Annotated in this window: 8 protein-coding genes; all 8 read left to right on the forward strand. The window is 75.2% G+C overall.

From position 1 onward, the window contains the following. Positions 1-25 precede the first annotated feature (25 nt). Positions 26-1357: a radical SAM protein gene (locus AQJ66_RS01435; protein ID WP_061915138.1), complete on the forward strand. Its 1332-nt coding sequence runs from the start codon at positions 26-28 to the stop codon at positions 1355-1357. 262 nt (positions 1358-1619) lie between these two features. Further along, positions 1620-3089, forward strand: a complete 1470-nt coding sequence (locus AQJ66_RS01440; RefSeq protein ID WP_061915141.1) for a cellulose-binding domain-containing protein — start codon at positions 1620-1622, stop codon at positions 3087-3089. Between the two features lie 408 nt (positions 3090-3497). Continuing rightward, a complete protein-coding gene (locus AQJ66_RS01445) occupies positions 3498-4220 on the forward strand; it encodes a Crp/Fnr family transcriptional regulator (protein ID WP_061915144.1) in 723 nt (240 codons plus the stop codon). 110 nt (positions 4221-4330) lie between these two features. Further along, positions 4331-5173 (forward strand): nucleotidyl cyclase domain-containing protein, encoded by an 843-nt coding sequence (locus AQJ66_RS01450; RefSeq protein WP_061915147.1) that lies wholly within the window; start codon positions 4331-4333, stop codon positions 5171-5173. Between the two features lie 5 nt (positions 5174-5178). Next, the gene (locus AQJ66_RS01455; protein WP_061915150.1) at positions 5179-7794 is read left to right on the forward strand and encodes a hypothetical protein; all 2616 of its coding nucleotides are present in this window, start codon (positions 5179-5181) and stop codon (positions 7792-7794) included. Continuing rightward, positions 7787-9364, forward strand: coding sequence for a hypothetical protein (locus AQJ66_RS39625; RefSeq protein ID WP_208611255.1), 1578 nt, complete (start codon positions 7787-7789; stop codon positions 9362-9364). The genes AQJ66_RS01455 and AQJ66_RS39625 overlap by 8 nt, the downstream gene beginning before the upstream one ends. Next, positions 9361-9912, forward strand: coding sequence for a Pycsar system effector family protein (locus AQJ66_RS01465; RefSeq protein ID WP_061915153.1), 552 nt, complete (start codon positions 9361-9363; stop codon positions 9910-9912). The genes AQJ66_RS39625 and AQJ66_RS01465 overlap by 4 nt, the downstream gene beginning before the upstream one ends. Before the next feature lie 103 nt (positions 9913-10015). Beyond that, positions 10016-12307, forward strand: a complete 2292-nt coding sequence (locus AQJ66_RS01470; protein WP_208611256.1) for a choice-of-anchor X domain-containing protein — start codon at positions 10016-10018, stop codon at positions 12305-12307. Positions 12308-12375 lie beyond the last annotated feature (68 nt).

A 12375-nucleotide genomic window follows, 5' to 3' on the forward strand; every position in this document is an offset into this window, starting at 1 on the left:
CGCCTGAGCCGGGAGGAGATTGCGGATGGGCAGCCGTACCGCGCTGGTCGAGGATCTGATGGAGCGGTTCCCGCACGTACCGCGGGAAGCCGTCTTCAAGGAGGACCTGCTCCGCGGCGGCGTCGCCTTCGACGCCTCCGCTCTCAGCGACAACGAGAGCGGCGAGGTCAAGCCGAAGTCGTACTTCATCTTCTCCTTCGACCACGGCACCCTGCCGGAACTGGGCGAGGCCGCGCTGCGGCGCCCGCCCGAGGAGATCATCCTCACCGGCGGCCCCTACGACCTGCGCCGTACGGTGGTCTCCGTACGGGTGAACCCCGCCTCGCCGTACCGGGTCGCCGCCGACGACGAGGGGCTGCTCGGCCTCTACCTCGACGGCCGCCGCGTCGCCGACGTCGGCGTGCCCCCGATGCCGGAGTACTACCGGCACACCCTGTCCAACGGGAAGTCCGTGATGGAGGTGGCGCCCACCATCCAGTGGGGCTACCTGATCTACCTCACCGTCTTCCGGGTCTGCCAGTACTTCGGCGCCAAGGAGGAGTGCCAGTACTGCGACATCAACCACAACTGGCGCCAGCACAAGGCCGCCGGCCGGCCCTACACCGGCGTCAAGGACGTCGAGGAGGTCCTCGAGGCCCTCGAGATCATCGACCGGTACGACACCCAGAAGGCCTCCACCGCCTACACCTTGACCGGCGGCGCCATCACCAAGACCGTCGCCGGACGCGACGAGGCCGACTTCTACGGCCACTACGCCAAGGCCATCGAGGAGCGCTTCCCCGGCCGCTGGATCGGCAAGGTCGTCGCGCAGGCGCTGCCCAAGGCGGACGTGCAGCGGTTCAAGGACTACGGCGTGCAGATCTACCACCCCAACTTCGAGGTGTGGGACCGCCGGCTTTTCGAGCTGTACTGCCCCGGCAAGGAGCGCTACGTCGGCCGCGACGAGTGGCACAAGCGCATCCTCGACTCCGCCGAGGTCTTCGGCGCGCGCAACGTCATCCCCAACTTCGTGGCGGGCGTGGAGATGGCCGAGCCGTTCGGCTTCACCACCGTCGACGAGGCCATCGCCTCCACCACCGAGGGCCTGCGCTTCTTCATGTCGCACGGCATCACGCCCCGCTTCACCACCTGGTGCCCCGAGCCCACGACCCCGCTCGGCAAGGCCAACCCGCAGGGCGCGCCGCTGGAGTACCACATCCGGCTGCTCGAGGCGTACCGGGCGACGATGGACGACTTCGGGCTCTCCTCGCCCCCCGGCTACGGCCCGCCCGGACCCGGCCGCGCGGTGTTCTCGGTCAGCTCCTTCATGGACAGCCTGCCCGCCGCGGAACCGGCCGGGGAGCAGGCCGAGGTCTGAGCGGGAGCGGGACGGCGGCACGGCCGCCGTCCCCGATTCCACCGCGCGGTGAACGCGACGGCACTGCGGTCCGTATGGGGGACCGGAGTTGTCCGGCCCGCGCGAGCGTCGTCACGTCACGCGACCTGGTGGTCACCGGCGGTTTTGAATACGCCGCTTGTCAGTCGTGTCGATGACGTGAAAGGCTCCTGCCGCCGCGAGGGTCCCTTCAACTCCACTCCCTCTGTGAAGAGTTGACCTCGCTTGTGGATGCAGGAGTCCCATGCCCGACCTGCCGACCCCCCAGGACGCCACCGAGGCCGCGCTGTTCTCGGAGTGCTGGGACGCCGTGCTCAGCTACGCCGACCTGTGCACCTCCGGCTCGCTGACGGCACATCAGCTGGCCACCGAGGCGTTCACCCTCGGCATGCGCGAGGTGCGCGCCGCCGGCAACCCGCCCGTGCGCGGCCCCGGCCGGCGTCCCGGCCGGCTGCCGGTGATCCCGGAGCTGCTGACCGCCGTACGCAACACGGCCGCGGACTGGGAGGCGCACGGCCGGGGCCACAGGCTGGACCCCGACCTGCGGCTGTGGCTCAACTCCGAGAAGGCCGCCCGCTACACCGGCCCGCCGCTGCAGCGCCCGGTCGCGCTGCGCGCCCTGCGGGACCTGCAGGACGCGGACGCCCTGCTGCTGTGGCTCACGGACGTGGAGGCGCTGCCGCTGCCGACCGTCGCCCGCCGGCTGGGGCTGGACCCGGCCACGGTCGCCGAGGAACTCGACCAGGTCCGCACCGTGTTCCGGGACCGCTGCCGCCGCGCGCACCTCGACAGCCCGATGGACGCGCAGTGCCGCTCCTACGCCCGTCTGCTGGACGCGGTGACCCGCTCGCCCGCCGCCGACACGCCGGGCGACCTCTCCCGCCACCTCGCCACCTGCGTGCAGTGCGCCGAGGCCGCCGCCTGTCTGCGGCTGCACGGCGGCGGCCTGCCCGCCGCGCTGGCCGGCGGGGTCGTCGGCTGGGGCGGCCTCGCCTACCTGGAACGCCGGCGCCGGGCCGCCGAGGTCCGGCTCGGCGTGGGCGGACCGGCCCCCGCCGACGCCGGCGCCCCCGAGGAGGACGCGGGCCGCAGCCGTGCCCTGCGCGGTGCCCTGATCGCGACCGCCGTCCTGCTGTCGGCGCTGGCGCTCGGCGTGTCGATGATGCCGTTCGGCGGCTCCGGTGGCGACGAGGCGGTCGCCCGCGACGGCGGCCAGCCGGTCGCCGCCCCCGCCGGCACCCGCCCCGGCGGCCCGGCGCCGTCCCCGTCCCGCTCGCCCTCCGCCACGCCCTCCGCGAGCCCCTCCGCGCACCGGCCGGAGCGCAGGACGACCGAGCCCGAACCGCAGGGCACCTCCTCCGCCACCACCGCCGGATCCGCCGGCACGTCCGGCCCCGGCACGACCTGCCGCGTCGCCTACGACCTGCTCAACCAGTGGTCCGACGGCTTCCAGGCCACCGTCACCGTCACCACCGACGATCCCCTGACCGACTGGCGGGTCGGCTGGAGCTTCCGCGACGGCCAGCAGGTCGGCCAGATGTGGGACGCGACCGTCCACCAGAGCGGTTCCCACGTCACCGCGACCGCCGCCGAGTACAACCGCACCGTCGCCGCGCACGCCACGCTGTCCTTCGGCTTCCTCTCCTCCTGGCAGGACCGCAACCGGACGCCGCGCGACTTCACCCTCAACGGCCGTCCCTGCGCGGTGCGCTGACGCACGCACCGTCCCGGCCACCACGCCAGGCCCGCCGGGACGCGGACGCACTACCGTCCCCTACTGCGCCGTCGCGTGTCCAGGTATTACCGGCCCATCGGCCGAAAACCCGAGTTTTCGCCAAATCACCTGCCTGCCCCGGTCCCCGCATATATGCGGCGCATCGCCCGGTGCCGGGTCTGACCTCATCGTCGTCCGCGCGGCCGGCCGCCGCGCCGCTCCGCCGACGTACGGCCCGGCCGAGCAGGCGCGCCCCGGGCTCCGCGTCCTCGGGCGATCTACCTGGCACTTCGTCAACTACCGTCCGGTACCACGGATGTGGCGCAATTCACTCGTCTCGAAGAAACGCTCTGTCACCATCTCGCCATCGAAAAATCAGCCATCGGGACTGCGGCGGGGGGCGGGGCCATGGGGCTGCTCGGCGACGACCTGACGTTCGCGCAGGCTCTCACCGCGCAGGAGCGCGAGAGCGTGATGGCACTCGGCAGCCGCAGGCGCTACCCGGCCGACGCCCATCTCCTGACCGAGGGTGACCGGTCCAGTCATGTCGTGATCGTCCTCCGGGGGTGGGTGACGGTCTCGGTGGCCACCGACCGCGGCGCCACCCGGCTGATACTCGGCCTGCGCGGGCCCGGTGAACTGCTCGGCGAGATGGCCGCGCTGGACCGGCACCCGCGCAGCGCGACCGTACGGGCGCTCGGACCCACCGAGGCCCAGGTCATACCCGGGGACTCCTTCCGCCGCTTCCTCGCCCTGCACCCCCGGGTCAGCGGACTGGTGATACGCCAGCTCACCTCCCGGCTGCGCAGCGCCGACCAGGAGCGGTCCGCGCTCGCCTCCCTCACCGTGCTGCAGCGCCTGGCCGCCCGGCTCACCGAACTCTCCGGCGCCGAGACCGCCGGCCCCTACACCCCCACCGGCGCGGGCGCCCCGACCGGGCTGCGGCCCGCCGGGCCCGTCGTCCAGCTGGCCCAGGACGAACTGGCCGCCACCATCGGAGCCACCCGCGAAGCCGTGGCCAAGGCGCTGCGCCTGCTGCGCACCCAGAACATCGTCCGCACCGGCAACCGGCTGGTCGAGATCCTCGATCCGGAGCTGCTCGCCCTGCTCGCGGACGGCCATCACGAGTAAGAGACCCCGGCGCCGTGTGTAAACGGCTACAGACGGCCTGCGTCCCGGGCCCGACGCTGAGGGGACGGACCACCACTTCGACCGGCGAACAGCACCGCAAGGGGGCACGGGTGAACCACGACGCGACCGAACTCACCGAAGAGCACTACGAGTTGGTGATCAGCGTCGACGCCAGACGCTCCGGGCAGTACGACGACGTCGACAAGACGCGGATGCGCGAGCGGATCTACCGTGTGGTCGAGACCGCGTTCGCGCACGCCTCGGTGGCCGGTGACGCCCTCCACCTGGAGGACCGCGGCGACGGCGTGCTGGCCTCGGTGGCGGGCCGGATCGCGGCGAGCCGGCTGCTCGGCCTGTGGCTGGTCGAGGTGCACGAGCAGCTCCGGCACGAGAACCGCGACCTGCGGGTGCCCCTCGGCCTGCGCATCGGCATGCACGTCGGCCCGGTCCGGCACGACCCCCGGGGCATCAGCGGACGCGCGGTCGACCTGGCCTGCCGGCTGGCCGACTCCGCCGTCGCCCGGCAGCTCCTCGACGCCGAGGGCGCCGACCTGGTCGTGGCGACCTCCCAGTCCCTCTACGAGGACGTGGTCAGCAGCGGCGGCAAGTTCATCGAGCCCGCCTACTACTCCCGGGCCGGGCTGCGGCTCAAGGAGGGCGAGGTCACCGCCTGGTTCCACCTGCCCGGCCGGCCCGCCCCCGAGATCCCCGGCCCGCAGGCGCCGGCCACGGAGCAGCCCGGCGAACCCGCCGGCACCGACGGCGCCGACGACTTCGAGGGTCTCCAGGAAGCCCCCCTGGCCAGGACCCCCGCCCACCGCCCCGACCGCCGCTCCGGCAGCACGCAGATCACCGTCCACGGCGACATGTCCCAGCACCACGACAACGTCTACCAGCAGCCCGTCCACATCGGCCGCATCACCGGCCGCGACGGCGGGCAGCGGAAGGGCTGAGACGGGTGAGCGACGACGAGCAGGCGGGCGGCCCGGCCCAGGACGCCCCCGACAAGCCGGACACGGCCCGCTCGCCCGACGCGGGCGGGAAGCGGGCCGACGACCGGAAGAACGCCGGGGACAAGAAGGCCGGCCAGAAGGACGCCGACGCCAGGAAGGCCGACCGGCGCAGGGACCGGGACGACCGGTCCCGGGACGACGACGGCGCGTCCGACGACGGCGACGACGACACCGCCGAGGACGAGGCCGCCGAGCGGGAGAAGGAACGGGAGCGCGCCGCCGGGCGGTTCAGGGAGCACACCCGCGACCCCCTGGCCGAGGAGGACGGCGAGGACGGCCCCACCGACTTCGCCGCGGCCGCCCGGGCCCGCCGCGCCACCCGGCTGCTCTTCGACCTCGGCCGGGACTGGACCAGCTTCGACCGCTCCTACTTCCGCAGCGCCCACATCGGCGACATCAACCTCCGCCTGGACACCCGCCACACGGGCGCCGGCATACGCGGGGGGCCGGTCCCCGACGACGAACTGCGCCGGCTGCGCCGCGTCCACGTCGAGCCCGAGGGCTACCGGCAGTTGTGCCGGACGCTGCGCGCCCGCCGGCTGCTGGTCCTCGGCGCAGCTCCGGGCACCGGCCGGACCAGCACGGCGCTCTCCCTCCTCGACGAGGTCACGATCACGGCCGTACGCACCGCGGACACCGGTCCCGCCACCGGCTCCCGGGTGCGCCGGGTCGACGGGGACGACGGGGTACGGCGGCTCGCGGCCTCCCTCGACGAGCCGCGCGGCGGCGAGGAGGAGGCGGCACCCCGCGCCACCGGGTACCTGCTGGAGCTGTCCCTCACGCGGCCGGGCGCGCTGCCCCCCGACGAGATGGACCTCGACGAACTCGCCGCCGCACTGGAGCGCCGCGACGCCTACGCGGTCGTCGTCGTCACGGTCGGCTCGGCCGCCAACCCGCTGCTCACCGGGCGGTACGGCATGATCTGCCCGCCCGCCCCCACCGCGGAACTGCTGCGCACCCGGCTGCGCGAGCGGCTGGAGGGCCGGACCGCCGCGGCACCGGACGGCGGCGCCGGCCCGGCCGACCTGCCGGCCCGCGCCGAGGAGCTGTGGGCCCGCGAGGAGGTCAGGGACGCGGTCGGCCTGAACGACCTGCGGCCCGCCGAGGCCGAGCTGCTCGCCTCGCTGCTGGCCGGGCACGTCCTGGGCGACTTCGACCACGAGGCGCTGCTGACCGGCTGCCGCAGCCTCGCCGCGAGCCAGGCCCAGGAGTGGTTCGCCGGCGTGGACCGGGCGCTGACGGCACCGGCCGCCGAGCCGGACGGCACCACGCACCGCGTGGGCACGGCGACCCTGTTCCACCCGGTGGCGTTCCGCATCGCCCTCGCCGTGCTGGGCGGCGCCTCGCACAGCGCGGTGGCCGCCGCCGCCCACCTGCTGACCTGGGAACTGTCCGTGCAGTGCGACCCGGACAACACCCCGGCCCGCCCGCTGTTCTGCGACGACCCGGAGACCGACCTGGCGCTCTCGCGCGCCGAACTGAAGGACGGCGAGGTCGAGGTGGCCGGGGGCGAGGTACCGGCCCGCCTCATCTGGTACAGGGGTTCCGCCCTGCCGTCCGCGGTGCTGAGCGAACTGTGGGACCGGCACTTCCCGGTGCGCACGCCGGTGGTGCGCTGGCTGCGGCAGCTCGCCGACGACCCGCGCTCCCAGGTGTGGATGCGCGCCGCCGTCGCCGCCGGCGAACTGTGCGTCCGGGACTTCGACCACGGCTGGACCGAACTCGTCCGCCCCCTCGCCGAGGCGGGCACGCCCCGCCGCCGGATCTTCGCGGCCACCACCCTGGACCAGGCTGCCGGCCACGCCTCGCACCGGGGGACCGTGCACCGGCTGGTCGGCGACTGGAGCCGGGGCGGCAGCGCGGCCCAGCGCTGGACCGCGGCGATGGCCCTCGGCTACGGCAACGCCGCGGCCACGACCGGCGACACCCTCGACGCCCTGGCCCGGATCGGCGTCCGGGACGACGGGGACCAGCTCGCCGTCGCCTCCTTCAACGTCGTACGGCTGCTCGCCCTGCCCGACGCCGCGCAGGTGCTGGCGCGGATGTCCGAGTGGACCCACCACAAGCGCGAGCCCTACCAGGACCTGGGCCTGGTGACCACCGTCCGGCTGGCGGTGACCACGGTGGACGAGGTGCTCGTCGACGACCCGGACGCCCCGCTGGCCGGCCGGGGCGACTGGCCGCTGCCGCTCGCCCTCGCCGCCACCCGGCCCGAACTCGTCGCCCCCATGGCCGACCTGATGTGGACCGCGCTGAACACGGCACGGGCCAGGGACGTGGCGATGGACGCGCTGGAGCGGCTGCTGCGGTCGGCCGTGCGCAAGGACGGCACCGAGTGGACCCGGCCGGGGCTCGCGGCACTGCTGCCCGCGCTGGCCCCCGAGGAGTTCGACCGGCGGGGGCTGGACCTGCTGCTGCGCCGCATGATGCACGACCACGAGAACCCCCTTCCCGACGCGCAGGCCCGCGACCTGTGGTGGCTCGCCGTCACGCCGCCGCCGAGGACCCGCGGGCGCGGGCCGCGCCGGGAGAGGACCCGCGAGGAGGAGAGGCATGGCTGAGGACGACGACGGGACGGCGCGCGGGAGTGCGGGGCCGGCCGGGCCGTTCCTGCGGGAGTACGCACCGAACGGCATGCCGCCGCAGGTGAGCGCCCAGCGGGCCTCGGTGCTGTTCTACCGCAACGGCGGCCACAGCGTGATCACCGTCTCCGGCGCACGGCACGTCGACAAGCGGGCGCTGGCCCGGCCGTACACCGTCTGCGAGATCGCGCAGGGCACCTTCGTGTCGCCCCTGCGGCTGGACCTGCCGGCCGCCGGGGGCACCAGCTTCTTCAAGGCCGAGGTGGACATCGAGTGGGAGGTGACCGACCCGCACCTGGCCGCCGTCCAGGTCGTCACCGACGTCGCCGCCCGGCTCACCTCCCCGGTGCTGGAGCGGCTGCGCGAGGTCACCCTGACCTACCGGGTGACCGACGCCGAGCAGGCCAACCGGGTCATCACCCGGGAGTGCGCCGGCGGCCGGTGGAGCGACCTGGGAGCCGACCTCGGCCTGCGGGTGCGGCTGTACGTCCGCCTGGGGGTGGACGACGAGGCCATCGAGTACGCGAGGAAGACGCGCGGCGCGCACGCCGACGCCCAGGTCACCCGGGTGCGCCAGGACCACTTCCAGCGCATGCTGCTGGGCGGGGAACTGGAGCAGCTCAGCTTCATGCTGGCCGCCGACCCCGAGGGCGCCAAGGACTTCCTGGAGAAGATCCGCCAGGAGGGCCGGGAGGACGAGAAGGAGCGCGTCGACCGGCTCTACGGCATGGCGGTCCGGGGCGAACTGCACTCCGTGGACGTGGAGACCCAGGTCCTCAACCTGCTCAACCAGGACCGGCGCCGCCCGATCCAGGGCCCCATCGGCGCGGTGCCGGCCCGCCGGGAGCCCCGCGAGCTGGAGCCGGCCGCCGACGGGCCGTACACCCCGGACTGGGTGTCGGACGCACCGCCCCGCCGGGACGAGGCCCGCCGCCGGGACCGCCGGTACGACGACGACCTCGACCGGGAGGACCCGCGGGGCCGCACCCACCGGCCGGACGCCTACGCGGACGACCTCGGCGACGACTTCGCGGACGACGGCCCCGACCGGGAGCCGCCGGGCTACCGCACCTCCCGGCCGGCCCGGGTCGTGGACCCCGACGGGGAGCCGGCCCGCGGCCGCACCCCCTGGTCCGGCCGCGACCCCGCGGACGACACCGGCCACGCGCCGCCGCGCCGCCGCGGGTACGACCCGGCGGACGGCCCCGGCGAGCCGGCGCGCGGCCGGACGCACCGGCCCGGGAGCCGGCTGCCGGACGACGACGGACCGCAGCCCGTGGACGACCTCGGCTGGGGCGCCTCGCGCCGCCGCACCTACCGCCCCGAGGCCTACCCGCCCGAGCCGTATCCGGCCGGGGACGACCCGCACCGGGAGGGCACCCGCGGCCGCGGGTACCCCCCGGCGGACGACCCCGACGCCGAGCCGCCGCGCGGCCGCGCCCACCGCCCCGAGCCCTACCCGCCCGAGGACGACCCCGGCCGGGCGCCGCGGCGCGGCCGGCGGCGGCCGCGGGACGACGGCTGGTCCTGGGCGGAAGAGGACCGATGAGTGCCGAGGGCGGCTCCCGGACCTCCCCCGACCCGGCCGGGCCTGTGCCGCACGGGGGTCGGCACTGCCCGGCCGGGTCGGGGGAGCGCATCGCCGAGCGGCTGCTGGCCACGGTCCGCGAGGACCTCGGCCGGGCCGACTCCAAGGCCGCCGTGCTGCTGTCGGGGACGCTCGCGCTGCCCGCGTTCCTGATCGGCTGGCACGGCGCACCCGGCGGGTACCGGCCCGCCGACCTGCCGCTGATCCTCGCGGGGGTCCTGTGGGCCGGCGCGGTGGTCGCGCTGGTCGGTGCCCTGATGCCGCGCACCGGCACCGTCCGCGGCGGGGACGGGGTGACGTACTTCGGCGACCTGGTGGCCTCCCGCGACCTCGCGGGCCTGGCCGCCCGGGTCGCCGAGGCCGGGCGGGACCCCGCGGAGTGGCTGCTCGTCCAGGCCGTGGACCTCAGCTCGATCCTGGCCGCCAAGTACCGGGCCATCCGCTGGGGCATGGGATCGCTCGCCCTGGCGGCCGCACTGGCACTGGTCTGGGGCCTGACCCCGCGCTGACGCGCGGCCGGCCCGCACCGAGCACTTCCAGCAGAGACGAACGACGAAACAGGGGACGGCCGTGGAAACAGTCACGGGAAGACGGCGGACAGGAAGGGACCGGGTGCGCCGCGCCCTGGTCCCGCTGCTGGCGGGCGCCGCGTTGTGCGCGGCGCTGCTCGCACCGGCCGGCCGGGATCCGGCGCCGGCGGCGGACGCCCGGCCGGCGTTCCCGGCCGTCAACTACGCGGTGGCCGTGGACGAGTCCGCGAGCCTGCGCGCCGAGGACATGAAGGCGGAGAAGGCCGCCGCCGCCCGCATCGCGCTCGGCGACGTCTCCGCGGACTCCCACGTCTCCGTCTTCGGGTTCGCCGCCGCCGAGGCGGCCGGCCAGAAGGCGGTCGACACGGCCTGCCCGCGCACCGCGCTGGACGCGGCCGGCCGCGACACGATCGGCGCGTGCGTCGGCAGGCTGCACAGCCGCACCAGGAGCGAGGGCACCGGCACCGACTTCCCGAACGCGATACGCCAGGGCGTGCACGACCTCACCGACGGCACCGACGCGTCCCAGCCGCGCGTGCTGTTCCTGCTCACCGACGGGTACATGGACGTCACCGACAGCCCCCAGTACGGCGACCCGGCCCACCGCGAGGCCGAGGGCCGGCGCCAGCTGGGCCTGGCGCTGAAGGAGGCCGCCGCCCACCACGTGCAGATCTGGCCGCTCGGCTTCGGGTCCGCGCCCCGCCTGGACGAGCTGCGGCGGATGGCGGCCGGCGGCTACCAGAAGGGCTGCGTCGACCTGCCCTCCGCCCGGCCGGCACCGCACAAGGTCGACCCGGAGGACATCGGCAGCACCCTGGAGGACATCTTCGCCGCCGCGCACTGCCTGCGGCACGAACGCGGGCCCAGCCGGACACCGCCCGCCACCCTTAAGATCGCCATCTCCCCGCTGGCCACCGTGGGCAGCATCGTGGTCGACAAGGGCGACCCCCAGGTCAGGATCACCTACTACGACCCCAGCGGCGCCAAGGTCCCCACCCACGGCACCTACAAGCACTCCGGCTTCGAACTGGCCGGCGGCAACGGCCCCGTGGAGGCGCTGAAGATCGTCGACCCGCTGCCGGGCACCTGGAAGGTGAAGGCCGAGGCCCCGGAGGGACACCGCTCGCTGCCCGTCGCCGTCAGCGTGCTCTGGCAGGGCGAACTGCGCGGCGCCCTCACCATGGACCCGCCCTCGCCCCAGGCCGGGGAGAAGGCCACGGTGACCATGCGGCTGCAGACCCGCGAGGGCTACGCCGTCAAGGACCCGCGCGACTACGCCGGGCTGCGCGTGCGCGGCGAACTGACCGGCCACGGCTTCGGCCCGCTGACGCTCGACCTCACCGACGACGGCACGGCACCCGACCCCACCGCCGGCGACGGCTCCTTCACCGCCTCGGTCCGCATCCCGCGGGCCGCCGACGGCGACCTGACGGTGAGCGCCACGCTCACGGCCACCGGGCTGCGCGGCGACACCCGCAGCCTCACCACCGGGGTCGCCCCCGGCCAGCTGCCCGTCACCACCTCGCTCGACCTGCCGGCCGAGAACGTCCACCCCGGCGACAGGGCCACCGGCACCCTGGCCGTGCACAACACCAGCGGCACCGCGCACACCCTGCGGCTCGCCGTCACCGACCTGCGCGGCGGCCTGCTCTCGGTGAGCCCCGACCGCATCACCGTCGGACCCGGCGAGTCCGGCACCCGCGACGTGACCGTCGAGGTCGCCCCCGCCGGAGTCTTCGGCGACCGCCTCGGCGACGGCCTGCGCCTAGCCGGCACCGTCACCGTCGTCGACACCACCGACCACGACCGCATGCTGGTACGCGAACCGCTCTCCGTCCGGGTGACGCCCCGGCCGGGGATCTGGCAGCAGTACTGGTGGGCCTTCCTCGCCGGAGCCGTCGCGCTCCTGGCGATCGCGGCACTGGCGGTCGTCCTGGTACGCCACCGCCGCCGCGTCACGGACCCGTACGGCCTGACGCTCCAGCTGGTCGCGGAGGACGGCAGCGTCCTCTCCGAGCACCCGGCCGGGCACGGCCACAAGCAGTGGTACGAGTTCACCGTCGCCGAACCCCACCGCAGCCCCCGCATCGAACGGCGCGCCCACGGCCCCTACGCCGTCCAGCGCAACCCCAAGGGCGGCGGCGCGGTCCTGCGCAAGAAGGGCGGCGGCCGGACCCCGGTGCCCGTCCGCGGCCCCGTCCCGCTGACCGAGACGCTGCAGCTGGCCCTCGGCGAGGACAGACGTCCCCCGAAGCGGAAGGGCACCCGGCGGCAGCCGCCCCCCGGCCGCCACGAGCCCCGCACCCCCGACCACGGCACCGCCGACGCCCCCGGCACACCCGGCACACCCAGCGCCTACAGCTCCTACGAGTGACGCCGGGGCGGGCGGACGGCCCGGCCACTCCGCCCGCACCGGCACACCCACGCGGCCGTCGCGCCGCA

Origin of the sequence: Streptomyces bungoensis, from assembly GCF_001514215.1 — a bacterium.
Lineage (GTDB): Bacteria > Actinomycetota > Actinomycetes > Streptomycetales > Streptomycetaceae > Streptomyces > Streptomyces bungoensis.